Source organism: Flavobacterium orientale (assembly GCF_014638005.1).
Taxonomy (GTDB): domain Bacteria; phylum Bacteroidota; class Bacteroidia; order Flavobacteriales; family Flavobacteriaceae; genus Flavobacterium; species Flavobacterium orientale.
Window position 1 is genome coordinate 61,144 of sequence record NZ_BMFG01000001.1, and the last position, 24,946, is coordinate 86,089.

Here is a 24,946-nt window from a genome sequence, read left to right on the forward strand (position 1 = left end):
GTTTGTTTTTTAAGAGCAATGAAAAAAAGTTAAAAAAAAAATTATTTAAAACAAACCGGAATAATTTCCCCCTTTGCCAAACAATATTTCTCCACCAATTCCGGTGAAATTTTTGACGTATAATCTTCTTCAATAACTTTGAAACCAATGCTTCTCAATTTGTTAAAATAATCTCTGCCATAAATCCGAACGTGGTCATATTGGCCAAATATTTTTGCCCGCTCTTTTTCATCTGTGATCGAGTCATCTGAAAAGGTAGTCGTTCTCGATAAATCTTGTGGAATCTGAAAAATCCCCATTCCGCCTGGTTTTAAAACACGATACAATTCCTGCATGGCTTTTGTATCATCAGGAATGTGCTCCAAGACATGATTGCACAAAATCACATCATACGAATTGTCTTCAAACGGAAGATTACATATATCTGCTTTCACATCCGCTAAAGGTGAAAATAAATCAGTAGTTATATAATTTAAATTTTTTTGATTTCTGAAACGTTTATAAAATGCTTGCTCAGGAGCAAAATGTAGTACTTTTTTTGGGGCTGTAAAAAAATCAGTTTCTTCATTCAAATACAACCACAACAGCCGATGTCTTTCCAGTGAAAGTGTGCTTGGAGACAACACATTATTGCGTTGCTTTCCATAACCATATGGTAAAAACATCTTGAAACTTTTTCCGTCAATTGGGTCGGTAAACCGACTTCCTTTCAATAAAAATTCCATGATTGGTCTTGCCACATAACTCAACCGAATAAGAATAGGTCGTGGAATGGTATTTAATATGAATTTAAATATTTTTTTTATCATATTACCAAAGGTAACTTTCTAAATTCATTCTCTTCATCACTCACAATCCCCAATGCATCATATACATATTGAAACGTAGAAAGCAACTCAGGTTTGCCATCAATCAACGCCACATTGTGTTCAAAATGAGCACTTGGTTTCATATCAGCCGTCAAAATCGTCCAACCGTCTTTTAGTTGTTTGATGTTTTTTGTCCCCATGTTAATCATCGGCTCAATCGCAACCACCATACCTTCTACAAACAATTTTCCACGTCCTTTTTTACCATAATTAGGCATTTCCGGATCTTCGTGCATTTTTCGTCCCAAACCGTGGCCTACTAATTCGCGAACAACGCCATAACCATTTGATTCGCAATGCTTTTGAATTGCATTTCCCACATCTTCCACACGATTACCCGCTCTAAATTCCCGAATCCCAACATATAATGATTCTTTGGTTACTTTCAAAAGCCTTTTCGTCTCTGGAGTCACTTCACCAATCTCAAAAGAATAAGCGTGATCACCATAAAACTCATTCATCAAAACCCCACAATCCACCGAAATTACATCCCCACTTTCTAACGGTTTGTTGTTAGGAATCCCGTGAACCACCTGAGCATTAGGACTCATACACAACGAATTTGGAAAACCATATAAGCCCAAAAAAGCTGGAACACCGCCATTGTCACGAATAAATTCTTCGGCCAATTTGTCTAAGTATAACGTCGTTACACCAGGCTTAATCTCCTTTGCAATCATGCCAAGTGTTTTCGAAACCAATAGCGAACTGGCACGCATCAACTCAATTTCTTCTCGGGTTTTTGGAATAATCATAGTCAAAATTTAAAGTGGCAAAGGTACACAATTTTATTATTTTTTATTAGAAGCAAAATCCCATCATCCACTACAAGCTTTTTTGTCTTGTTGCGTTTTTCTAAGAGCAAAATTCCGATAGCTATCGGGACCTTTGGTCGCTCTTTTTGCCAAAGAAAAACTGCAACAATCCAGCAAAAGGCTTTCTGTCAGCCGACAGGTGTGGTTCGCTACTACCGGGGCTAAAAATCCCAAAAACAATGAGAAATATCAGTTTTTAAACAGATTTTCACCCTTATCTTTGTTCAAAATTTAGGAAATATGAGCAAATATGTAACAGCTGAAGAGGCCGTAAAAGTAGTAAAATCCGGAGATAGGGTTTATTTACAGGCGGCTGCAGCAACACCGTCTGTTTTAACCAAAGCATTGACACAACGAGCATCCGAACTAAAAAATGTAGAAATTTGCCACCTTCACACCGAAGGCGAAGCACCTTATGCTAATCCCGATTTAGCAGAAAGTTTTCATGTTAATTCTTTCTTTATCGGAGCAAATGTTCGTCATACACTAAAAGCCGGTAACGGTTCCTATACCCCTGTTTTTCTTAGCGAATTACCCAATTTATTTCGTAAAAATGTACTGCCCTTAGATGTGGTTTTTATACACGTTTCACCACCTGATAGACACGGTTATTGTTCACTTGGCGTTTCTGTTGAAGCTTCATTAGCCGCAATAGAGAATGCAAAAATTGTTATTGCCCAGGTGAATCCACAAATGCCACGTACTTTCGGCGACGGAATTCTTCACGAATCTGAAATTGATTATTTAGTTCCTGTTAATGAATCTATTTTTTCACATCAAATAGATGAATTTACACCCGAAGAAGAAAAGATTGGCGAATATATTGCCTCACTAATTGAAGATAGAAGTACGCTTCAAATGGGAATTGGGTCTATTCCAAATGCTGCTTTAAGTAAATTATCAAATCATAAAGATTTGGGATTACACACCGAAATGTTTTCGGATGGCGTTATTGATTTAATTGAAAAAGATGTCATCAATTGCAACTACAAAGGTACTACACGTGGTCGTGTTTTGGCTACATTTTTAATGGGTTCACGCCGTCTGTATGATTTTGTTGATGACAATTCTTTTATAGAAATGAAAGAATCATCAGCGGTAAATGACACAGCAAGAATTCGTAAAAACCCAAAAATGGTCGCTATTAATTCAGCCATTGAAGTAGATATTACGGGTCAAGTTTGTGCTGATTCCATTGGAGGGAAAATGTATTCCGGAGTGGGAGGTCAGATGGATTTTATCAGAGGAGCTTCGTTGAGTGTAGGAGGAAAAGCAATTATTGCTTTGCCATCTCAAACCCGAAGAGGAGAAAGCAGAATAGTTCCTTTTTTGAAACAAGGGGCAGGTGTTGTAACTACAAGGTCACATGTGCAATACATTATTACGGAGTATGGAATTGCTAATTTATATGGCAAAACCTTAAAACAACGTGCTGCTGAAATGGTCAGAATTGCACATCCAAATCACAGAGAATGGATTGAGAAAACTTATTATGAAATGATGGAGATTAAAAAAATGATTTGCTAGTTTTATTATATTATACCTGACAGGTTTTTGAACCTGTCAGGTATATCCAAAGATTTAAAACTTAATTATTAAACTGCGGATTTGCAATCAACTTAAACAAATCTGCATTAGCAACAAAAAATCGAAATTCGGTTTCAATTTGTTGCAAACTCGTACTTAGCAAACTGTTTTCTCTGGAATTTATTAAAAACAAGGAGCTTTCTCCAAAAAAGAATATTCTTTCTTCAGCATCGAGCATCGTAGTAAAATCATTCACCAATTCATTCGCAATTGCAATCTGATTTTTCAATGAACTGATTTCTTCCAATTGATAGTCAATTTTATTTCTAAGGACTTGATCTTCAAATTTTAGATCTAATTCAGCATCTTGCAGTTTCAATTTGGCAATTTTAAAATTTCCTCTTTCTTTTCTCAAAAACAAAGGAAAACTAAAATTTATGCCATACTTATAATTCACGGTATTAAAATCCCTCACAAATTCCGGTTCCGACAAATAATTGTAATTTAGGTCGATAGTTGGTTTTAATAAATCGCCTTTCAACTGTTTGTCCACTTCTAAAATCGAAACTTTATTTTGCAACGATCGAATCTTCGGGTGATTTTGAAAGTCAATATCGGCTAACAATAAACCGTTTGTTTTTAATGTATTTTCAACCTTTTTTTCTAATTCACTTTCAGGTGAAATACCATCTTGTAATTCTAACGGAAGATTATTTTCAAACCATAAAAAATTGGATAATTCCAATTTAGATTTAAGCAATTTTAAACGCGATTGTTCCAAACTCAGTTTTCTGGATTTTACTAAAATTCCGGCTTCAATACTATCAATGGCAGGTCGATCTCCGGCAGTAATTAATCCTTTAATTCCATTAAAACGCACTTCCGCATTCGTTAAAAAAGTTTCATATAATTTGTATTCATTATAACTTCTATACCAATTAAAATAGCCGTTTGCTGCGGCATAAAGCACGTTGGCTACTTCCAAATCTCTTTCGGCTTGTGATAAATTAGCATAAATTTTAGCTTTTCTCAAATCGGCCATTCGATTATTAATAAGCAATCCTTGACCAATCGGAACAGAAATTCCCGCCATCGCCAATCCGTTTGCCGGAACTGTATTTTGAGGATTCAAATACACACCTTCCATTTGATCAAAACCGGCTTTAATTTCAATTCCATACCAAGTTGGAATTTTAAACGTCGCATTTAATAAGTCATAATATTCCGTTGATTTGAATTGTTTATTTTCATAGTCCACTTCAATTTTTGGATCAAATCCACCACGAGCTGCAATAATTCCGGCTTGAGCTTGACTCACTTCTAAGTTGGCTTGCTTGACCAACGGATGAAATTGCTTGACATAACCCAAATAAGCATCCAAAGTCAAAATAGAATCAGAAGCATTATTTTGCGACCAAGAAATAGCGGATAAAAACAGTAAAATTGGCAAAATTCTTTTCATCAAATACCTATTTTTTAGTTTCATTGGTTTGTGTTGGCGTATAAAAATTCGGTGGGAATCCGTTTAATTTTCGCCACAATTCATACCAAATCGGAACATTATCTAGTAGAGCAAATGTTTGAGCACCCGCACCAATGTTGAGTTCTTTTGGCCACGGTTTATCGTTAGGATCTTGGGCAATTAAAACGCGGTATTTTCCATTCACACTAATAAAATTTTCGACAGCAATAATTTCGCCACCAAATGTTCCGTAGGAGGAATTTGGCCAGCCGCTAAAAACGATGGTTGGCCAGCCATCAAACCAAACTCGCACTTTTTCACCTTTGTGAATTAACGGCATATCGATGGGTTGAATATACGTTTCAACCGCAATATCATATTTTGATGGCATAATGCTCACAACCGGCGTTCCTTCTTTAATCGTTTCTCCAATTCCGGATTGCAAAGCACGGTTTACATACCCATTTTGCGGAGCTTTGATGTAATAAAGTTCGTTCCGCATTTTATAATTCGTAACCTGATTCTGCAATTTATTCACTTGAGCTTCCGTGTCAAATTGACTGCTTAATGCGGTAAAACGTTCGCTTTGAGCTTTCGAAATTTTATCGGTATATTCTGCTGTGATTCTATTAATTTCAACTTTTGCATTGATTAATTCGTTTCTGGCGGTTAATAATTTATTTTGCTGTGTGATGATTTTTGCTTCTGCATCTTGCAATTTCAATCGTTTATCCTCCACATCGGTCATTGGTTTTAGACCTTCTTTATTTAAATCTTCCGAACGTTTAAATTGGGTTTGAGCAATTTTAAGTTGCGTTTTCACTGCTTCCAAATCCATACTGTCACTTTTTACTTTTAAAAGTGATTGTTCTATTTTGTTTCTGGCTTGTTCTAATTTTAAAATTCGTTCGCGTTCAATAGCGGCAATTTGAGACGAAAGTGAGTTGGCTTTTCCTTCGTACGATTCTTCCGAAAGCATTTTCGCCTTCATTTGGTTTTCTGTATTATCAACCAAATTAGGGTCAAAATAATCTTCTTTTACCTCCGAAATAAATAAAATTGTATCACCTTTATTCACATATTGACCTTCTGCAACATACCATTTTTCAATTCGTCCGGCAATGGCAGTATGAATTGTTTGCGGACGTTGTTCAGGTGAAATGGTGGTCACAAAACCGGTTCCTTGAATATTTTGCGTCCAAGGTAGCAAGACAAACAGAAAACTTCCGATAAAAAACCACATTAAAAGTCGATTGAACGTTTTAAAATAACGTCTTTCACTCAATTTCCGAATGGTTTTAAACCGAGTTAGATTTACTTTTTCGTTGATATTATTTTTAGCGATATTCAGCATATTACTTGGTGTCTGAAATTAATTTTCCTTTTTCTAATGTGATGATTCGGTCACATTTTTGTTTCCAATATTCATTTTTAGAAGTCACAATTACTGTCCAATTATTTTCTTCTGATAAAATGAAATCGATGATTTCTTTACTTTCGTCATCATCCATTTTATCAAAAGGATTTTCTAAAAATAGAATAAGCGGATCATTCACAATTGCTCTCGCCAAGAGAATTTTTTGAGTTAACGAAGTTGGCAATTGTTTTCCGTCGGTTAGAATTTTTTCGTCTAATCCTTTTGGCATTTTCTTGATAACATCGGTTAATTTTAGTTTGTCCATCACCCATTTTACTCGTTCGGTGGATACGAAAGCATTTTTGAACGTAATATTTTCCAAAATTGAACCTTCAAATAATGATTGACCTTCTGTAATTATTCCAATTTGAGCTCGATATTGTTCGATATCTATTTTATTATAATGTTCATCGTTAATATAAATCGAACTACTATTGGTATGAATTAATCCCGCCAAAATGCGAAGCAAAGTTGTTTTGCCGGAACCATTTCTTCCATCCAAATATATTTTTTCGTTTTGGTTGATATGAAGCGAAATTGCGTTTAGAATTTTCTTGTTCGAATCTGGAAAAGCAAAATTTAGCTCATCAATTTCAAAATGAATATTTTTATAACAGTAGGTACTATCGGAAGTTTCATCCTCTTCAATTTCCATATCAACTACTTGACCAATTTTTTCCAAAGAGGTTAAAACATCATAAAATGTTTCTAATCCAACGATGATTTTTTCAACCGAATTTATCACTAACAAAATGATGATTTCTGCTGCCACAAACTGACCAATGTTCAATTGTTGATTGATTACCAGATAACCGCCAATTAACAATAAACCAGCGGAAATTAACGCTTTGAAACCAATTAATTGGATGAATTGTCGTTTGATGACTTCAAAATGGCTTTCTCTGGATTTGAGGTATTCAGTTACTAGTTTATCATTTTTGGTCAATGCAAATTCTGATTCGATTTTACTCTTAAAACCAAAATAATTTCTGGCAATTTCTTGAATCCAGTGAGCTACTTTGTATTTGTATTTTGATTCCGTTAAACTTGTTTTCAAACCGGTTTCAAAGGACATTCTGAAAATTAAATACAAAACAATAAACAGTAAAAGGCCGAAAAGTATAAATAACGGATGATAAATGGAAAGTAAAAGTAACCCGAAAATGATTTGTAATAACGAGTCAGAATAATCTAAAATTAATTTTGCAACACTTTTTTGAACCGTGATTGTGTCAAAAAAACGATTGGCTAATTCCGGTGGATAACTGTTGTTAAATTCTGTGTATTTAATTTTAGGAAAACGATAGGAAAATTCGAATGACGACCGGATAAATATTTTTTGTTGAATGGTTTCTGTAATTCTAAGTTGCATCAAACGTAAAATTCCATTAAAAACTACACCTAAAATTACGATTGCTACGAGAATAATCCACGACAAACTAACTCGTCCTCCTTGAATAAGGTTGATGATTGCTTGAACTCCTAATGGCAATGAAAGGCTAACAATTCCTGAAAAAACTGCATAAAAAAACACTTGATAAATGTCTTTTTTATCTAATTTTAATAGGTTTATAAAACGTTTTAAAGGAGATTTTGATGATTTTTCCATAGTTAGTTAATCTGTTTTAAAACTAAAGATTTGAAAAATTCAGTTGGTGTTATTTCGTCTGAACAATCGGTTATTGATTTAAAATGGGTTTTTAAGAAATGTTGGTGTAAAGCACCTTCCACAACTGTCGAAATCAAACTTTTTGCGTAAGGAAAAGTTGGATTTACATCGTTTACCATTTCAATCATTCGATTAATGACGCGTTTATAAATTTGAAAATAACCTTCTTTGTTTTCTTCGTCCACTTCTTTAGTTAGATAAGATTTTGAGAACTCACAAATAATAATTTTGTTTAAAATCATTTCATTTATGTGTGGGTGATTGTTGTCTGTAAAAATTTCTTCTGTCACAATTTCTATGGCTTTCATCAATTTATCTTGTGGATTTGAAATACTGTTGGTGGAAAGCACTAATTTGAATTCTACCCAGCCCCAATACCAAGAAGTTAAGTAAAGCAAAAGTTTGTGTTTGCTCTCAAAGTAGCGATAAATCGAGCTTTCATTCGAACCAATTTTTTGTCCTAATTTTTTAAAAGTAAAATTATCAAATCCAATTTCATCAATCAAAAGAATGCTTTGTTCAATAATTTTTTTACCCAAATCTGATGTTTCAGGATCTTTTAGATAGATTTTTGAACTAATTGCTACTTTAAGACCGCCAAGTATAGATTGCATAATCGCATAATTAATAAATTATATCGCAAAGATAATAGTAAAGCTATTAATCTAGCAAGTTATTAACTTATTTTTAATAAAAAAAACCACTGATTAGTGGCTTTTTATTGTTTGAATAATTCAAAATTATACTAATTCTTTACCGGTCATAGCAAGTGGTTTTTCAATTTCCATAATTTTTAAGATTGTTGGAGCCATATCACCCAAAACACCATTTGCTATAAAATTCCTATCGGGATCTACTAAAATAACCGGAACCGGATTTGTTGTATGAGCTGTATTTGGCGAGCCATCTGGGTTAATCATCGTTTCACAATTGCCGTGATCAGCAATTACAATTGTGGTGTAATTATTAGCTAGTGCTGTTTCTATTACTTCTTTTACACAAATGTCAACGGCTTCACATGCTTTAACTGCTGCTTCCATAACGCCGGTGTGTCCCACCATATCGCCATTGGCAAAATTTAAACACACAAAATCAACCTCGCCTTTTTTTAATTCAGGAATCAAAGCATCTTTTAATTCAAAAGCACTCATTTCGGGTTTTAAATCATAAGTTGCTACTTTAGGGGAATTTCTTAATATTCGTGTTTCGCCTTCAAAAGTATCTTCTTGACCACCTGAAAAGAAAAAAGTAACATGAGGATATTTTTCGGTTTCAGCAATTCTAATTTGCTTTTTGTTATTTTTGGCTAGTACTTCTCCTAATGTTTCAGTGATGTTGTCTTTGTTGTAAATGACTTTGATGTTTTTATAGGTTTCATCATAATTGGTCAACGTGACATAATATAAATCCAATTGGTGCATATTTTGCTCATGACAATCAAACTGAGTCAAAACTTCCGTTAATTGTCTCCCGCGATCGGTTCTAAAATTAAAGAATATAACGACATCACCATTTTTAATTGTAGTTAATGGTTTGTTGTTTTCATCCACCATAATAATGGGTTGAATAAATTCGTCAGTAACCTCTTTTGCATAATTGTCTTGAAGACTGTCAACTGCATTTTGTGAATGATTTCCAATGCCATTTACCAAAAGATCATAAGCAAGTTTAACACGTTCCCATCTTCTGTCTCTATCCATGGCATAATACCTACCAATGATTGAAGCTAATTTTGCGGTAGTGTTTTTACAATAATTTTCAATTTCTGAAATAAATCGAACACCTGATTTAGGGTCAACATCTCTTCCATCAGTAAAAGCGTGAATGTAGACGTTTTTCAAACCAAAATCTTGAGTTGCATCAACCAAGCCTTTTAAATGTTCTATGTGTGAATGAACACCACCATCTGAAACCAATCCTAAAAAATGAACATCCTTTTGATTTGTTTTGGCATATTGAAAAGCTTCTTGTAATACCTTTTCATTATTTAAAGTTTTGTGTTGAACTGCCAAATTAATTCGTGTCAACTCCTGATAAACAATTCGGCCGGCACCTAAATTCATGTGACCAACTTCAGAATTTCCCATTTGACCTTCCGGAAGACCAACGTTCAATCCGTCCGTTCGTAGTTCGGCATTTGGATAATTTCTGTAAAGTGAATCAATAAAAGGTGTGTTGGCGTTGTCAATTGCGGAAACTTTTGGATCGGGAGAATGGCCCCATCCGTCTAAAATCATCAGGATTACTTTCTTGTTCATTTTAATAAATTTGAAACAAAGATAAGTAATGCAGAACTTTTTAAAAGAATGAGTTAGGCTTTTTTAATCCAATTTTTAGCTTTATTGTAATCTATAAAATAGCGTAAGCTAATAGAGAAGACATGATTCAAATTAGTTTCGAACAAATTACTCACATTAGAGCCATAATTTTTATTGATATCATTAGTAAAGTCCTGAGCGTTATTTCTATATAATGCCGTGATTTGACTTCCCGGAGCAAACCACCATGAATAGGACAAATCGAAATTCCATAAATTGAAATTTACATCTTTATCTGTTGTATAGTTTTGATTTTCTTCAAAACTCCCATCTTCAAGAAGTGTATGAAATTTTATGTTTTCAGCAAATGAAAAATAATGTCTTGAAGTTAAATTTAAAGTCATTTTGTCATTTATAGCATATTTTCCGGTTAACGAATTGGTAAACGTAGACCTATTTCTCTCTGCTAAAATAATGTCGTCATTCATAAAATCAACCCAGCCTATGTCGCTATTTTGACGGTTATAATTGGCACTATAAATCAAAGTTAATCTGTCGTTAAAACGATATCTCGGGCTAACAAAAAAGTTATAGTTTATTCTATTTTCTTGTTTAAAAATTCTAATATTAGGTTCAATATCAAGAGCAAATTTTCTGTTGTAATTTGATGAGAAAAAAATGTTAGCATATACATTTTCAGGAATGGCTAAAACACGCCCGGAAACACGTGACTCATAAAAATTGAATGTTTGAACAGGACTAATTAATAAGTTGTAACCAATGTAATCGTTTTTTAAAGTTGTTGAATTTATATTTGCTTTTAACCAGTGCTCTTGAAGTTTTCCGGTAGTATTTTCAATTTCAATATAATAATCTGTGTTAACTCGAAATGAATTATATCTTTTAGTTGGGTTTAAAATTCTATAATTATAATAGGCATAAATATTATGATAATTGGTCACAAAATTTATTCCCAAGTCGTTAATGTCAAATTGTTCAGAAACATATTTCGTTGCAATTCCATATCTGGATTTTCCAAAAGTTTTTGCTACATTAAAATAGCCTGAAAACCCATTTGAATTTTCTGCATCATAAATACTGCTCATTTTTAGATCTCCCGAAACATTATATTTATTGCCCGAAGTGTTGATGTCAAATATAACGGCACTAACATTTGCATCACGAAAATCGCCAACTCTTGTTACATTTGTATTAATAAAAGATACGGAAGAATTCTTATTAAAACGTTGATCAAAAACCAGAATATTATAGTTTGAGAGTGGTTCAACAACAACATTTCTAGATTCGTTGTTTTGAGTATTTAAAACCCTTGCAGTTGTTTTTTCGGTTATCGCATTTAAAAAACCAATCCCCAAACCATCATCGGTTCTTCCGGAAATTTTTACTGCATTTAATAAATTAACTGTATTTGGATATTCTACAACTTGTTCTCCTTCATTTGTAGCAGGATAAGTTGAAGGAGGACCACCTATTCTTCTTGAATAAAGTAAATCTCCTTTTGAAAATAAATCAGTTCCTTCTGTAAAGAACGGGCGGTTTTCATTAAATTGTTGTTCGAATGGACCCAGATTTAGAACAACATTATCAAATGCAGCTTGACCAAAATCAGGTACTAAGATGGCGTCAAGAGTGAAAGAATCATTGATGCCATATTTTATATCCATACCCACTTTTGCGGTGCTTATTGTGTTTGTAGCAGAAGATTCAACATAACCCGAAGTATAAGGAATAAAGAATAATCGGGTAGGAGGTTTAATGTTTTCAATTCCGGTCAAAACTCCAGCTTGATTTATAACATTCCCGATGTTTCTGTCGATAAAACTCCAAGTAAATTTTTGTCTGTCACGTCTAATTTCTCTTAAAATATTCAATCCCCATGTTTGGCTATCTTCTTTGGAAAATCGAAGTGCTGCAAAAGGGATTTCCATTTCTACAACCCAACCATAATCTGTAATTTGAACCTTGCTATCCCAAATTGCATCCCATGAAAAATCTTCATTATTTTCAGTTGCTAAACAGTCCATTTGAACCCCAGAGGCACTAACAAAAAAGCGAAAATCTTGCTGACCGTCGTTAAAACCATTGATAAAAACACCAAAATGATCAGAAACACCAAATCGATCACGTTGTGTAATTTCTTTGTTTATCAAATTCGGATTATCATATAAAATTGCACCTATATATATTGAATTGTCACTATATAAAATTTTTACTTCTGTTTTTCTATCATTGAATTCCCGTTGACCATTGTCCGGTTCAAACATAATAAAATCTGATGCAGGAAGTGCTTCTTGCCAAATGGATTCATCTAATTTTCCATCTATAACTATAGGTTGCGAAGTCTTTACAGCTTGAACAGATTTCTTTTGACTATATAAGTTTGAAGTTGTTGTAACCAAAAAAAACAGAAGAAAGAATGGGGCAAATTTTTTCATATAGGAATATAAAACGTTCAAATTTAGATAATAGATTTTTACTTACAATTACTTTATCATTTTCTTAAGAAATTGAAGTTGGAATATTTAATAGAGTGCTTATTTTAAAAAATGTTACAGATTTATATACGATTAAGTAAAAATGTGCGTTAATTTAACTTGTGAAAAAAATATAACAAATTTAAAGTGAAATGTTTATGAATTAATTGAACTAACGTTTGGTTTTTAATTTTTAATATTTACTTTTGGAGCCCCAAGTCTAACAGTAACTTATAGAATTTCAATGACATACAAAATATTTACAGTTTTGTTGACGATATGTTTAACATCTTCAACAACGTTCAAAACAAGTACCGACCCCAAATTAGTTGCCGTAAATGCAGCTGTTACTTTTGAATCAAAAGTCAATTCTGCCTATACTGAATTGAAAAATTCAAATTTCACCATTCTTCCTGATATGCAGAGTTTTTCATCTGCTCTTGAAGGTTTTTATCAATTGAAGGAAACGGGAAAAATCAAAAAAGATGTTTTAACAATTATTGATTTTACGTTGTCTTCAACCGAAAAAAGAATGTGGGTTATTGATATGACTACTCACAAAATTTTATACCACACGTTAGTTGCTCACGGCAGAAACACCGGTGAGGAATTTGCAAAACAATTTTCAAACAGAGAAGAATCGTATCAGAGTAGTTTAGGATTTTATGCTACTGCAGAAACCTATATTGGAAAACATGGATTTTCATTGCGTTTAGATGGTTTAGAAAAAGGCATCAATGATAAAGCAAGAGATCGTGCAATTGTAATTCATGGTGCAGATTATGTTTCTGATAAATTTGTAAAACAAACCGGCAGGTTAGGAAGAAGTCAAGGTTGTCCTGCATTACCGGTTGAATTGACAAAAGATATTATCAATGTAATAAAAGAAAAATCATGTCTTTTCATTTATTATCCTTCACCAAAATACACGGTTCAATCTAAATTAGTTTCTTAGTTTTTTATACAGTTCAGCATCTAAGTTATAAATGTCATCTCTGAAAATAAGTTGACCATTTTCACTCCATGCGGTCCAATATAATAAATGGATGTAACAATTTTGATTAATGTTTACATTTTTTGTAGTGCCTTCTTCCAGAATTTCGTCTATTGTTTCTTTATTCCATTTTTCAGGATCATTCAAAAGGTATTCTGTTAACTCAAAAGGATTTTGAACCCGAACACATCCTGAACTTATTGACCTATTTTCGCGTTCAAAATACCCTCGAGTGTTCGTGTCGTGAAGATAAACTGAAAATCTGTTTGGGAACATGATTTTCACTAATCCCAATGAATTATTTGGTCCCGGACTTTGCACATAACGATAATTTCTGGCTTTAGAGGCTTGCCAATTTTCAGCTGAAACAATTTGTCCTTTTGAATCATAAACAGTAATGTTCTTTTTGGCCAAATAACTTCTATTTTTTTGAGTTGCGGGAATCACATCTTCTTTTAAAATAGTTGGTGGCACTGTCCAAGTTGGATTAAACACCACATAACTCAATTTTGAAGAAAGAATTGGCGTGCTTCTTTTTGCGGTTCCAACAATAACTTTATGAGTTCTTGAAGTGTCCTTGTCTTTAATGGCCAATAAAGTGTAATCAGGAATATTGATTATCAAATGGTCTTTTTCAAATTCTTTTGGATACCATCTCCAACGTTCCATGTTGGCAATAATTTGTGCTTTTCTTTTTTCTTTTGAAAAATTTAAGGCAGCAACAGTTCCTTTTCCAATAACACCATCCGGAGCTAAACCGTGACGCATTTGGAATTTTTTTATTGCATTTTGAGTTGATTCATCATAAATTGACGTCAAACTATCAAGAGGTTTTAAATCGTTCCAATACATCAATCTTCTCTTAATTGGAATAATTACATCGTTTGTGTCGTTTGCAACAATTTTTTCTGAAATTTCAATTTTGCTCAAATCGTCTTTTGGAAAAGTTTCCAATAATTTTAGTGCTTCTTCTAAACTTTGATACACTTTGTGTTTTGGTTTTACTCTAAAAAGTGCATAATCGAAAGAATCTTTTTTTTGAAAATCAAGTAAGTGTTCTTGGATGTCTATTTTGTTTTTTTTCAAATCCCAATCTTTATAAAGCGATTTGGGATCAAGTGAACCTACAGCTACTTTTTTTATGTATTGAATCAGATTTTTGGTTAGTAAAAAATCATAGTCAACTAATTCATTGTCATTTAATTTTTGAAATGATTTTTCATTTTTGTTTATTTTTTTTAAATCAAAATCTTTTGAATGGAGCCCATCAAATTCAACAGATTGAAATAATTGAACCAAATTTTCACGACACGAATGATTTGACCAAAATGTTTTTAATGCATTTTTTTTGTAAAAAGAAATCAGAATAGAATCGTTAGATTTTGAAAGAAAAACAGAATCAATTGCTACGATTCTATTTTCAACGGTATTAATTGTAATTTCATCTTCTACATCAGTTTCAATGAGTTTATTTTTGTCTTTACAAGAAAAGGTGGTAATAAGCAATATAATGAAAAAGTAAATTCTACTCATACTAGAAACGAATCGGATTAAGTTTTTTAAACATTACAAAATGTTTGCCAATATTTTCAATAAAAAAGGAATCGCCACAAATTTGATAGCCTTTCTTTTCATAAAAACCTACAGCGTTTTCGCGAGCATTAAACCAAATTAAAGTGCCGTAATATTTAACTGCATGATTTTCAGCTTCAAAAAGTAACTCTTCGCCATAACCCATTTTTTGATGGTGTTTTAAAACGGCCATTCCTCTTACTTGAAATTGTTTTTTTGAATCAAAAAAAACATGATTTTTTTCAAACACAGAAACAACTCCAACCAATGCGGCGTTGATATACAAACCTAAATGAATGGTTGAAGTTAAATCATCACCATCAAATTTGCAGGAATCCATCGATTGTCCTTCTCTTAAAACGGGATGTCTAACAGAATAGGTCTCAAGTGAGCTTATTTCTTTGATGGTTTTCATGTAAGAGTTCGAATTTTTCCTGAAAACTAAAGATATAACAAATTAAAAATAAAACCATTAGAAATTTAAAAATGTTTTCATGATTAAATTGTTACGAAGCGATTAAATATTTTTAAAAAAAACTTGCATTGAAGAAAACTAATTTTCTATATTTGCACTCACAAAAGCGGAAGTAGCTCAGTTGGTAGAGCTCCAGCCTTCCAAGCTGGTTGTCGCGAGTTCGAGCCTCGTCTTCCGCTCTAAAAAAAACCTCAAACGAAAGTTTGAGGTTTTTTGTTTTTATCAATGTTATAAAAAATTAAAAATTCATTTTACTTTCTGCCGGCAATTCTAAAGGTTCTTTATTGGGTTGAAATAATCTAGCGGTTAATGCTCCTTTTAATACTATTGAATCCCCTTTCACATCAAGCCAGCTTCCTTCGCGTAGGCCCAAAACAGAAAGGTTGTTGAATTGATGAAATTCTTTAATTCTGGTTTCACGCGTTTCGCCCATGTGTGTTGAATTTGTATCAGGATCCAAATAATGCGGATTTAAATTAAACGGAATTACTCCCAGCGTTTCAAAACTTGGCGGATAAATAATCGGCATGTCGTTTGTGGTTTGCATAGAAATGCCACAAATGTTACTTCCGGCACTGGTTCCTAAATAGGGAGTTCCGTTTTCAAGTGCTTGTTTTAAAACGGTCATACAATTATTTTTATACAATTGCGAAACCAACAAAAAAGTGTTGCCACCACCTGTGAAAATTCCCTTTGCATTTAGAATGGCTTCTGATGGATTTTTAAATTCATGCAAACCTTTTACGGCAATATTTATAGTTGAAAAAACAGCTTTCACTTTCGCGGTATAATCATCGTGTGAAACGCCTCCGGGTCTGGCATATGGAATGAAAATGATTTCAGAACAACCTTTAAAGTGTTCTTTTAATTCCGGCAATAGATAGTCTAAATAACCACCGTTATGTAAAGTTGAAGTGCTAGCAATGAGTAGGTTTTTCATTAAAATTTATTTAAAACAAAGTTACTTAATATTGGTTATTCAAATTTAATTATGCCTTTAAACTTTCAGATTAACAAAATATTAGTAAGTGATTGGGAGTAAATTAAGGGAAACAGTTGTTATTTTTACAAAACAAATTTTGCAAATGGATTTTTTTTGTTGTTCAAAGCAATAGCTTTTATCCGTAAAAATTCGTAAATTCGTTAGAATAATTAAGGTTTTAAATCAATCATTTTATTTGTGATAAAAAAATACTTATATCTATTTTTTATTTCCTTTTTTGCTATTCAAGTAATGGCTCAAGAGAATTCTGAAAAAATCATAAAAGGTAAAATTGAAGTAGAAGGTGCTTCATCTGAAGGAGTTCATGTTTTAAATTTAGTCAATGAAAAATCAACAGTTTCAGATAGTAAAGGTGATTTTTCAATTTTAGCTAAAGAAGATGACTTGTTGGTTTTTTCTGCAATTCATTTAGAATATGCCCGAAAAAGCATTAGTAAAAAAGAATTTGAAGCTGGTTTTGTTTCAATTAAATTACAAGAAAAAATTACAGAACTGGAAGAAGTAGTAGTTACCGAATACACAAAAATTAACGCTAAAGATTTAGGAATTATTGATTATACTCCAAAAAAATATACACCAGCTGAACGAAAATTATATACTGCAACTTCAGGTGGTGGAATTCTTCCAATTGATCCTATTTTGAATTGGATTTCAGGACGAACTAAAATGCTGAAGAAAGAAATTTTAGTTGAAAAACGAGAATTTTTATTAGAAAAATTGGATGATTTTTATGATGGAGATTTTTTTAATAACACCTTAAAAATACCCGAATTATATGTAGATGGTTTTAAATATTATGTGGTAGAAGATACAGATTTGGCAAAAGCTTTAAATCAAAAAAACAAAACAAGATCTACATTTTTATTAAGTAAATTGGCCGCCGATTTTAATGAATTTTTAAAAGATGAAAACTAAAACATTACTTTTTTTTATTTTACTTTTTGTTTCTAATTCTTTTGGACAAATTGTTCCTCGAGAAATTTTGCGTGGTCAAGTGGTTTCTGATTCCATAGAGATTGAACGAGTAACCATTTTTAATATCTCATCTAACAAAGGAGCTGTTTCAGATGATTTGGGTTATTTTACACTTTATGCAAGACCAACAGATACTTTAGTTTTTTCGAGTGTAGTAATAAAGCCAACAAAATTGGTTTTGACTGAGTTAGATTTTACTATCAAAATAATGAAAGTGAAATTAAATGTTAGAGTTAATGAATTGGACGAAGTAATTGTTTCACCTTTTTCATTGTCCGGAGATTTAGTCAAGGATAATAAAAATTTAAAAGTAACCATGATCAATCCTGAAATCAATAAATTGGAAGCAAAGGATTTAATGATTGAAGGCGATGAATATTCTTCTCCTAAAAACAGAGCGATGCTTCCCGATGGTAGCATGGAATATGCTATGGATTTGAAACGAATTGGAAAATCAATTTATAATTTCTTTGCAAAAGATAAACCAAAAGAATCCAATTATACTAATGATAAATATTTTCAAGATGTGGTTAAAGAAAAATTCACATATCACTTTTTTACTGAAACACTCGGTTTGAAACATGATGAGATTGGACTCTTTTTAAGTTATTGTGAGAATGATTCTTCTGTAAAAAAGTTATTAGCACCAAATAAAGAAATTGAACTTATTGACTATTTGATTTCTAAAAGTGAGATATATAAAAAAATACCTAAAAATTAAAATGCTAAAAAAAATAAGCTTTTTTTCTCTTGTAGTGCTAATATGTTTAAGCTTAACGGCTGTTTCGGTTCACAAATTTTATGTTTCCATTAATCAAATAAATTATTCACAAGAGAAGAAAGAACTTCAAATTACTTCGCGATTTTTTATTGATGATGTTAATAATGCGTTACAAAAGAGGCATAAATCACAATTCTATTTAGGTTCAGATAGAGAAACATCCGAAATGGATAAACACCTTGAAAATTATTTCCTTGAAAATTTCTCTATAAAAGTTAATGGAAAACCTTCTGTTGTTCAGATTGTTAATCGCGAAATTGAAGACGATGTGATTATAATTTATGCAGTTTCCAAAAGCAAATCAAAAATTTCTTCTATCGAAGTCAAAAACACGATGCTTTTTGATTTTATCTCTGAACAACAAAATATTATCCATAGTTCAATTCTAGGAAAAAAGAAAAGTGCTTTGTTAACTGTGAGTAAATCAGTTGATGTGTTAAAATATTAAAAAAACACGCAGTTCCTTTTTTAAAATTCTTATTTTCGAAGCTTAAATCAATTAAAATGAAGAATAGTTTACTTCTATTGCTTATTCCGGCTATTTTGTTTTCTCAAGAAAAGGCAGAAACCAAAAAAGAGCAAGGTCATTACGACAACAATAAATTCAGTCAAAATTATGATCTTTATGCCACGCCAAACATGTTCAGAACGGCTTCCGGAGCACCCGGTCCGGCTTATTATCAGCAACAAGCAGATTATAAAATGAACATCATTTTAGATGATAAAAACAAAAAATTATATGGTGAACAAACTGTCACTTATTTTAATAATTCACCCGATGTTTTAGAATATCTGTGGGTACAATTAGATCAAAATCAAAAAGCCAGAGATTCGAAAACACCATTGGTAGAAAATCAATCGGTGAATAGTGTTTTGCCTGTTGATGGATTTTCTAAAACCTATCTAGAGGAAAAATTTGATGGTGGCTTCAAAATTGAGTATGTTCATGATGCCAAAGGAAATCCGCTTTCCTACACAGTAAATAATACTATGATGCGTATTAATTTAACAACTCCTTTAAAATCAAAGGAAAGTGCGTCATTTTCTATCAAATGGTGGTATAATGTTAACAATTATAGAATTAATCGGGATAGATCAGGTTATGAAGAATTTGAAAAAGATGGGAACCGATTATATGTTATTGCTCAGTTTTTTCCAAGAATGGCAGTATACAATGATGTTGAAGGCTGGCAAAACATGCAGTTTTGGGGAACAGGTGAGTTTGCACTTACATTTGGAAATTATGATGTTAATATTACCGTTCCAGCTGATCATGTTTTGGAAGCTACCGGAGTTTTGTTAAATCGAAAAGAAGTGTTTACGCCTGAACAAATAAAAAGATATGAATTGGCCGAAAAAACATTTGACAAACCGGTTTTAGTTATTACTCCTGAAGAAGCAAAAGCTAATGAAAAAGGATTTTCAGATAAAACAAAAACATGGAAATTCAGAGCAGAGAATGTGAGAGATTTTGCTTTTTCATCTTCCAGAAAGTTTATATATGATGCGATGGCAGTTAAGTTAGATACCAAAAATGTTATGGCAATTTCGTTATATCCAAATGAAAGTAATCCACTTTGGGAAGAATATTCAACCCGTGCTGTTGCTCAAACTTTGAAAACGTATTCCAGACATACCTTTGACTATCCTTATCATAAAGCTATTTCAATTTCCGCTGAAGATCAAGGAATGGAATATCCAATGATTTGTTGGAATTATGGGAGACCAAATCAAGATGGTTATGTTTCGGATAGAATCAAATACGGAATGATAAGCGTGATTATTCATGAAATTGGACACAATTATTTCCCTATGATTGTTAATTCAGACGAACGTCAATGGAGTTGGATGGACGAGGGTTTAGATACTTTTTTACAATATTTAGCCGAACAAGATTTTATGGAAAATTATCCGTCAAGTAGAGGTCCGGCTCATAAAATTGTGCCTTATATGAGTGGTAGTCAACAGTTCTTAGAGCCCATTATGTCGAACTCAGAAGTTATTCATCAGTTTGGTGCTAATGCTTATGGAAAGCCGGCAACAGCTTTAAATATTTTGAGAGAAACAATTATGGGTCGCGAATTGTTTGACCATGCATTTAAAACTTACGCTAACAGATGGAAATTCAAACATCCAACTCCTGAAGATTTTTTCAGAACAATGGAAGATGCTTCTGCTGTTGATTTGGACTGGTTTTGGAGAGGATGGTTTTATTCTACCGATTATGTAGATATTGAAATTACTGATGTAAAACAATATTATGTAACCGAAACTCCAACCGAAGAACTAAAAAATGCGACCGTTAGAAGAGGTCGTTTTGGTAATGCAAGCGGACCATTTGTTTATCTTGTTGAAAGCAATCATAAAGAATTGAAAAACGATAAGAAAAAAGCTTTAGCAATTGAAGAATTTAAAGATTTGGAGGCTTTTTTAAATACGAAATTTACACCTCAGGAAAAAGCAGCTTTAAAATCTCCAAAGTTCTTTTATGAAGTTAATTTTGGAAAACCCGGAGGTTTAATTATGCCAATAATTGTTGAGTTAACTTTTGAAGATGGTACTACTGAATTACACAAATTCCCGGAACAAATTTGGAGAAAAAACAATCAAACTGCCAAACGCGTTTTTGCAACGGATAAGAAAGTTACAAAATTTCAAGTGGATCCAAAATTAGAAACAGCTGATATTGATGTTGACAATAACGTTTGGCCTAGAGAAAAATCAGAATCTAAATTTGAATCGTCTCAAAAGAAATAAACTTTGTACTTTTGCTGTAAAGAAATTGGATTATGTTTGGAATTGGTGGTAGCGAATTATTGTTTATTATTTTTATAGTACTGATGCTTTTTGGATCGGATAAGATACCTGAAATTGCAAGATCAGCAGGTAAATTTATGAAACATCTCAAGCATGCTACAAATGACATAAAAAGCGAGATTCAAAAAAGTGCAGAAGCCAACGGGATTGATACCAACAATATTACAGGAGGAATTTCAGAAGAAATTGACAAAGTAAAACAAAGTTTTAGTGATACGGTGGATTCTACGGCATCTATTGATACTAATTTTACAACCGAAATAGAAAAGGTAAAAGAAGACATAGAACAAATCACAGGACCCATCAAAAGACAGTTTTAACCTTGGAAGAACTAATTCAACTCGATAAAAATTTATTTCTTTTTCTCAACAACCTTGGATCAGAACAATGGGATGGTTTTTGGTTATTTATCACCAAACAATTGCATTGGTCACCGTTATTTGTTTTTGTTTTCTACTTCATCATCAAAAAAATCGGTTGGAAACAATTTGGAATTTTAGTACTTTTTCTAGCGGCTTTAATTCTCGTCACTGACCAATTAACCAATCTTAGCAAGTACATGTTCGAACGTCTTCGACCTTGTAGTGACCCAACTTTAGAAGGTCAAGTTCGAGAAGTGTTAGAACGAAGTTCGTATGGTTATTTTTCGGGTCACGCTTCTAGTTCTATGGCAACCACGACTTTTATTTTTTTTCTATTTAGAAATCATTTTAAGTATTTATTTTTGTTATTCCTTTTTCCATTGATTTTTGCTTACAGTCGCATTTATCTCGGATTGCATTTTCCTGCAGATATTATTTCAGGCTATATTTTCGGAATTTTTACCGGAACTTTATTTTATCGTATTTATAAAATAATGCAGCCTAAGTATTTCCCGACCAATTAAAGCACCCGACTCACCGTTAATCCATCTCGAATAGGCAACAACACCGTTTCTACTCTCGGGTCATTCTTTAAACGTTGATTGTATTCCAATAAAATTTTCGTACTCAAATCGCCTTCTTTCAAAGGTTCAACTACTTTTCCTGACCATAACACATTATCTGATAAAATAATTCCGCCTTTGTTCATTTTTGGAACTATCAATTCATAGTAGTTTAGGTAGTTCTCTTTATCCGCATCAATAAAAACCAAATCAAATTTTGTTTCTAAGGTTGGAATAATAGCTACAGCTTCACCCAAGTGTTGCATAATCTGACTTCCCCAAGGCGATTTATCAAAATATTTCCGTTGAAAATCAACCAATTCTTCTTTGATGTCAATGGTATGAACAATTCCGTTTTCTTGCATGCCTTCACACAAACATAAGGTAGCATAACCCGTATAAGTCCCAATTTCTAAAATAGAAGTTGGTCGAATTAATTTCGATAACATACTCAAAACCCGTCCCTGAAAATGTCCACTCAACATTCGAGGCAACAATATTTTTTGGTAGGTTTCTTTGTTTAATAGGGCTAATAATTCCGGTTCATCTTGCGAATGAGCCGTCACGTAATCTTCTAAATCTTCGGAAAGGAAATGCATGTAAAATGATTTTCGACAAAATTACAAATTACAAATCAATCAATTCCGTAAATAGTTCCTATTTTTGCACCATGAATACCACCAAAAAAGACATTCGGGCATTAACCAAAACACAACTACGGGATTTTTTTGTGGCCAATGGCGACAAAGCTTTCCGTGGCAATCAAGTGTATGAATGGTTGTGGAGCAAAAAAGTGTATTCTTTTGAAGACATGACCAATGTTTCCAAAGAAACTCGTCAAATGTTGGAAGATAATTTTGTTATTAACCACATCAAAGTAGATCAAATGCAACGGAGCGAAGACGGAACTGTGAAAAACGCAGTTCGTTTGTATGATGGCTTGGTGGTTGAAAGCGTTTTAATTCCCACCGCAACTCGAACCACCGCTTGCGTTTCCAGTCAAGTAGGTTGTAGTTTAGATTGTAATTTTTGTGCAACGGCTCGTTTAAAGCGAATGCGAAACTTAAACCCTGACGAAATTTACGATCAAGTGGTTGCCATCGATAACGAAAGCCGTTTGTATTTTGATCGACCGCTTTCTAACATCGTTTTTATGGGAATGGGCGAACCATTGATGAATTATAACAACGTCATCAAAGCCATCGAAATGATTACTTCGCCGGAAGGATTAGGAATGTCGCCCAAACGAATCACACTTTCGACTTCGGGAATTCCTAAAATGATTAAAAAAATGGCCGATGAAGAAGTGAAATTCAAATTAGCCGTTTCGCTACATTCAGCAATCGATGAGATTCGTGCTGAAATCATGCCTTTTTCCAAAAGTTTTCCGCTGAAAGAATTGCGTGAAAGTTTAGAATATTGGTACCAAAAAACCAAAAGCAAGATTACCTATGAATATGTAGTTTGGAAAGGAATCAACGACGATAAAAAATCAATTGATGCCTTGGTGAAATTCTGCAAGTATGTGCCTTGCAAAGTCAATTTAATTGAATATAACCCCATTGATGATGGAATGTTTCAACAGGCTTCGGATGCTGCTTTAGAAGAATATGTGAAAGCGTTAGACAAAATCGGCGTGATCGCCAAAGTGCGAAGAAGCCGTGGAAAAGATATTGATGCCGCTTGTGGTCAATTGGCCAATAAAAACGAAGCAGTTTCCTAATAATTCAAGTTGTGATTTTCTAACTTTCTAACTATCTTTGAACTTTCATGAAAATCACCGAACAAATCAAGCAACCCATCATCAAAGAGATGGAACTTTTTGAAAAAAAGTTCTATGAATCGATGTCTTCCAAAGTGGCGTTGCTCAACAGAATCACCTATTATATCGTAAACCGAAAAGGAAAACAAATGCGTCCGATGTTTGTGTTCCTTACAGCCAAAATGGTGTCGGAAGGTTTTGTAAACGAACGAACCTATCGCGGTGCTTCGGTTATCGAATTGATTCACACGGCTACACTAGTACATGACGACGTTGTGGATGACAGTAATCGCCGTCGCGGATTTTTTTCCATTAATGCGTTGTGGAAAAACAAAATCGCCGTTTTAGTGGGTGATTTTTTATTATCCAAAGGATTACTGCTTTCTATTGATAACAATGATTTTGATTTATTGAAAATCATTTCTGTTGCCGTTCGTGAAATGAGTGAAGGTGAATTACTTCAAATTGAAAAAGCCAGAAGATTAGATATTACAGAAGACATTTACTACGAAATCATCCGCCAAAAAACGGCTACGTTAATTGCAGCTTGTTGTTCGCTTGGAGCTTGTTCGGTTTTACCCGAGAATCAAGAAGTGGTCGAAAAAATGAGGAAATTTGGCGAACTAATCGGAATGGCTTTTCAAATTAAAGATGATTTATTTGATTATACAGACGAAGCTATTGGCAAACCTACCGGAATTGATATCAAAGAGCAAAAAATGACGCTTCCTCTTATTTATGTCTTAAATAATTGTACTTCCAAGGAAAAAAGTTGGCTCATCAATTCTATCAAAAATCATAATAAAGACAAAAAAAGAGTCAAAGAGGTTATTGCTTTTGTGAAAAACAATAACGGATTAGACTATGCTGAACAGAAAATGATTCAATACCAACAGGAAGCTTTGCAACTTTTAAATAATTTTCCAACTTCAGCATACAAAGATGCTTTGATTTTGATGGTGAATTATGTGATTGAGAGAAAGAAATAATTTTGTAGGGAGTTGATAGTAGGGAGTTTTCAGTCTTAGTCTCGGTTTTGTCATTTTGCAAGATGACGAAGTCGAAATAAAAATCTCCTGCGAAGCAGGCAAAACTGTTTTTACAATAAAAGTTTATCATACTTAATTATT

The 24,946-nt window shown here is 33.0% G+C and carries 22 protein-coding genes and 1 tRNA gene; 11 read left to right on the forward strand and 12 right to left on the reverse strand.

Going from position 1 to position 24,946, the window contains the following annotated elements:
- Positions 1-41 precede the first annotated feature (41 nt).
- Positions 42-806, reverse strand: a complete 765-nt coding sequence (locus tag IEV15_RS00305) for a class I SAM-dependent methyltransferase (RefSeq protein ID WP_188360917.1) — start codon at positions 804-806, stop codon at positions 42-44.
- The gene (map, locus tag IEV15_RS00310; protein WP_188360501.1) at positions 806-1,624 is read right to left on the reverse strand and encodes a type I methionyl aminopeptidase; all 819 of its coding nucleotides are present in this window, start codon (positions 1,622-1,624) and stop codon (positions 806-808) included. Before map ends, IEV15_RS00305 begins: the two co-directional genes overlap by 1 nt.
- Before the next feature lie 300 nt (positions 1,625-1,924).
- Here map and IEV15_RS00315 point away from each other — a divergent pair, with 300 nt between their 5' ends.
- Complete coding sequence (locus IEV15_RS00315) at positions 1,925-3,211, forward strand: acetyl-CoA hydrolase/transferase family protein (protein WP_188360502.1); 1,287 nt, start codon at positions 1,925-1,927, stop codon at positions 3,209-3,211.
- A 61-nt stretch (positions 3,212-3,272) separates the two neighbouring features.
- Here the strand turns inward: IEV15_RS00315 and IEV15_RS00320 are convergent, their stop codons facing one another.
- The 6 genes from IEV15_RS00320 to IEV15_RS00345 form a co-directional block, all read right to left on the reverse strand.
- Positions 3,273-4,673 carry a TolC family protein gene (locus IEV15_RS00320; protein WP_188360503.1) on the reverse strand — a complete coding sequence of 467 codons (1,401 nt, stop codon included), beginning with the start codon at positions 4,671-4,673 and terminating at the stop codon, positions 3,273-3,275.
- Positions 4,674-4,680: 7 nt separating this feature from the next.
- Entirely contained in the window at positions 4,681-6,027 is a 1,347-nt protein-coding gene (locus IEV15_RS00325) for an HlyD family secretion protein (protein ID WP_188360504.1), read from the reverse strand.
- A 1-nt stretch (position 6,028) separates the two neighbouring features.
- Positions 6,029-7,699 (reverse strand): peptidase domain-containing ABC transporter, encoded by a 1,671-nt coding sequence (locus tag IEV15_RS00330; RefSeq protein WP_188360505.1) that lies wholly within the window; start codon positions 7,697-7,699, stop codon positions 6,029-6,031.
- Positions 7,700-7,701: 2 nt separating this feature from the next.
- Positions 7,702-8,373 carry a TetR/AcrR family transcriptional regulator gene (locus IEV15_RS00335; protein ID WP_188360506.1) on the reverse strand — a complete coding sequence of 224 codons (672 nt, stop codon included), beginning with the start codon at positions 8,371-8,373 and terminating at the stop codon, positions 7,702-7,704.
- A 126-nt stretch (positions 8,374-8,499) separates the two neighbouring features.
- Entirely contained in the window at positions 8,500-10,017 is a 1,518-nt protein-coding gene (gene gpmI / locus IEV15_RS00340) for a 2,3-bisphosphoglycerate-independent phosphoglycerate mutase (RefSeq protein ID WP_188360507.1), read from the reverse strand.
- Positions 10,018-10,070: 53 nt separating this feature from the next.
- Complete coding sequence (locus IEV15_RS00345; RefSeq protein WP_188360508.1) at positions 10,071-12,473, reverse strand: DUF5916 domain-containing protein; 2,403 nt, start codon at positions 12,471-12,473, stop codon at positions 10,071-10,073.
- Between the two features lie 283 nt (positions 12,474-12,756).
- On the opposite strand from IEV15_RS00345, the gene IEV15_RS00350 reads away from it, so the two are divergent.
- Positions 12,757-13,467, forward strand: coding sequence for a murein L,D-transpeptidase catalytic domain family protein (locus IEV15_RS00350; RefSeq protein ID WP_188360509.1), 711 nt, complete (start codon positions 12,757-12,759; stop codon positions 13,465-13,467).
- Here IEV15_RS00350 and IEV15_RS00355 read toward each other — a convergent pair.
- Positions 13,456-15,039 carry a L,D-transpeptidase family protein gene (locus IEV15_RS00355; protein WP_188360510.1) on the reverse strand — a complete coding sequence of 528 codons (1,584 nt, stop codon included), beginning with the start codon at positions 15,037-15,039 and terminating at the stop codon, positions 13,456-13,458. The genes IEV15_RS00350 and IEV15_RS00355 overlap by 12 nt on opposite strands.
- Position 15,040: 1 nt before the next feature.
- Positions 15,041-15,493, reverse strand: coding sequence for a GNAT family N-acetyltransferase (locus IEV15_RS00360; RefSeq protein WP_188360511.1), 453 nt, complete (start codon positions 15,491-15,493; stop codon positions 15,041-15,043).
- A 166-nt stretch (positions 15,494-15,659) separates the two neighbouring features.
- Between IEV15_RS00360 and IEV15_RS00365 the strand changes: the two genes are divergently transcribed.
- A tRNA-Gly gene (locus IEV15_RS00365) sits at positions 15,660-15,732 on the forward strand.
- A gap of 59 nt (positions 15,733-15,791) precedes the next feature.
- Here IEV15_RS00365 and pepE read toward each other — a convergent pair.
- Entirely contained in the window at positions 15,792-16,493 is a 702-nt protein-coding gene (gene pepE, locus IEV15_RS00370) for a dipeptidase PepE (RefSeq protein WP_188360512.1), read from the reverse strand.
- A gap of 240 nt (positions 16,494-16,733) precedes the next feature.
- Between pepE and IEV15_RS00375 the strand changes: the two genes are divergently transcribed.
- The 6 genes from IEV15_RS00375 to IEV15_RS00400 are packed head-to-tail and all read left to right on the forward strand — an operon-like array spanning position 16,734 to position 22,015.
- The gene (locus tag IEV15_RS00375; protein ID WP_188360513.1) at positions 16,734-17,471 is read left to right on the forward strand and encodes a peptidase associated/transthyretin-like domain-containing protein; all 738 of its coding nucleotides are present in this window, start codon (positions 16,734-16,736) and stop codon (positions 17,469-17,471) included.
- Positions 17,461-18,252 (forward strand): BamP family beta-barrel-assembly machinery protein, encoded by a 792-nt coding sequence (bamP, locus tag IEV15_RS00380; protein WP_188360514.1) that lies wholly within the window; start codon positions 17,461-17,463, stop codon positions 18,250-18,252. The genes IEV15_RS00375 and bamP overlap by 11 nt, the downstream gene beginning before the upstream one ends.
- A 1-nt stretch (position 18,253) precedes the next feature.
- The gene (locus IEV15_RS00385; RefSeq protein WP_188360515.1) at positions 18,254-18,760 is read left to right on the forward strand and encodes a DUF6702 family protein; all 507 of its coding nucleotides are present in this window, start codon (positions 18,254-18,256) and stop codon (positions 18,758-18,760) included.
- A 56-nt stretch (positions 18,761-18,816) separates the two neighbouring features.
- Positions 18,817-21,069 (forward strand): M1 family metallopeptidase, encoded by a 2,253-nt coding sequence (locus IEV15_RS00390; RefSeq protein WP_188360516.1) that lies wholly within the window; start codon positions 18,817-18,819, stop codon positions 21,067-21,069.
- 32 nt (positions 21,070-21,101) lie between these two features.
- Positions 21,102-21,449, forward strand: coding sequence for a Sec-independent protein translocase subunit TatA/TatB (locus IEV15_RS00395; protein ID WP_188360517.1), 348 nt, complete (start codon positions 21,102-21,104; stop codon positions 21,447-21,449).
- 2 nt (positions 21,450-21,451) lie between these two features.
- Positions 21,452-22,015 carry a phosphatase PAP2 family protein gene (locus IEV15_RS00400; protein WP_188360518.1) on the forward strand — a complete coding sequence of 188 codons (564 nt, stop codon included), beginning with the start codon at positions 21,452-21,454 and terminating at the stop codon, positions 22,013-22,015.
- Here IEV15_RS00400 and IEV15_RS00405 read toward each other — a convergent pair.
- Complete coding sequence (locus IEV15_RS00405) at positions 22,012-22,653, reverse strand: O-methyltransferase (RefSeq protein WP_188360519.1); 642 nt, start codon at positions 22,651-22,653, stop codon at positions 22,012-22,014. The genes IEV15_RS00400 and IEV15_RS00405 overlap by 4 nt on opposite strands.
- Before the next feature lie 71 nt (positions 22,654-22,724).
- Here IEV15_RS00405 and rlmN point away from each other — a divergent pair, with 71 nt between their 5' ends.
- Both rlmN and IEV15_RS00415 read left to right on the forward strand, forming a co-directional pair.
- Complete coding sequence (gene rlmN / locus IEV15_RS00410; protein WP_188360918.1) at positions 22,725-23,777, forward strand: dual-specificity RNA methyltransferase RlmN; 1,053 nt, start codon at positions 22,725-22,727, stop codon at positions 23,775-23,777.
- Positions 23,778-23,824: 47 nt separating this feature from the next.
- On the forward strand, positions 23,825-24,805 hold the full coding sequence (locus IEV15_RS00415; protein WP_188360520.1) for a polyprenyl synthetase family protein: 981 nt from the start codon (positions 23,825-23,827) through the stop codon (positions 24,803-24,805).
- Positions 24,806-24,946: the final 141 nt, after the last annotated feature.

Bases quoted from the DNA above. Each gene is read 5' to 3' on its own strand.
- IEV15_RS00415 (WP_188360520.1), top strand. From the start codon at position 23,825: ATGAAAATCACCGAACAAATCAAGCAACCCATCATCAAAGAGATGGAA.
- IEV15_RS00385 (WP_188360515.1), top strand. From the start codon at position 18,254: ATGCTAAAAAAAATAAGCTTTTTTTCTCTTGTAGTGCTAATATGTTTA.
- pepE (WP_188360512.1), bottom strand. From the start codon at position 16,493: ATGAAAAACCTACTCATTGCTAGCACTTCAACTTTACATAACGGTGGT.
- rlmN (WP_188360918.1), top strand. From the start codon at position 22,725: ATGAATACCACCAAAAAAGACATTCGGGCATTAACCAAAACACAACTA.
- bamP (WP_188360514.1), top strand. From the start codon at position 17,461: ATGAAAACTAAAACATTACTTTTTTTTATTTTACTTTTTGTTTCTAAT.
- IEV15_RS00360 (WP_188360511.1), bottom strand. From the start codon at position 15,493: ATGAAAACCATCAAAGAAATAAGCTCACTTGAGACCTATTCTGTTAGA.
- IEV15_RS00320 (WP_188360503.1), bottom strand. From the start codon at position 4,673: ATGAAAAGAATTTTGCCAATTTTACTGTTTTTATCCGCTATTTCTTGG.
- map (WP_188360501.1), bottom strand. From the start codon at position 1,624: ATGATTATTCCAAAAACCCGAGAAGAAATTGAGTTGATGCGTGCCAGT.
- IEV15_RS00355 (WP_188360510.1), bottom strand. From the start codon at position 15,039: ATGAGTAGAATTTACTTTTTCATTATATTGCTTATTACCACCTTTTCT.
- IEV15_RS00395 (WP_188360517.1), top strand. From the start codon at position 21,102: ATGTTTGGAATTGGTGGTAGCGAATTATTGTTTATTATTTTTATAGTA.
- IEV15_RS00350 (WP_188360509.1), top strand. From the start codon at position 12,757: ATGACATACAAAATATTTACAGTTTTGTTGACGATATGTTTAACATCT.
- IEV15_RS00325 (WP_188360504.1), bottom strand. From the start codon at position 6,027: ATGCTGAATATCGCTAAAAATAATATCAACGAAAAAGTAAATCTAACT.
- IEV15_RS00335 (WP_188360506.1), bottom strand. From the start codon at position 8,373: ATGCAATCTATACTTGGCGGTCTTAAAGTAGCAATTAGTTCAAAAATC.
- gpmI (WP_188360507.1), bottom strand. From the start codon at position 10,017: ATGAACAAGAAAGTAATCCTGATGATTTTAGACGGATGGGGCCATTCT.
- IEV15_RS00330 (WP_188360505.1), bottom strand. From the start codon at position 7,699: ATGGAAAAATCATCAAAATCTCCTTTAAAACGTTTTATAAACCTATTA.
- IEV15_RS00345 (WP_188360508.1), bottom strand. From the start codon at position 12,473: ATGAAAAAATTTGCCCCATTCTTTCTTCTGTTTTTTTTGGTTACAACA.
- IEV15_RS00390 (WP_188360516.1), top strand. From the start codon at position 18,817: ATGAAGAATAGTTTACTTCTATTGCTTATTCCGGCTATTTTGTTTTCT.
- IEV15_RS00405 (WP_188360519.1), bottom strand. From the start codon at position 22,653: ATGCATTTCCTTTCCGAAGATTTAGAAGATTACGTGACGGCTCATTCG.
- IEV15_RS00315 (WP_188360502.1), top strand. From the start codon at position 1,925: ATGAGCAAATATGTAACAGCTGAAGAGGCCGTAAAAGTAGTAAAATCC.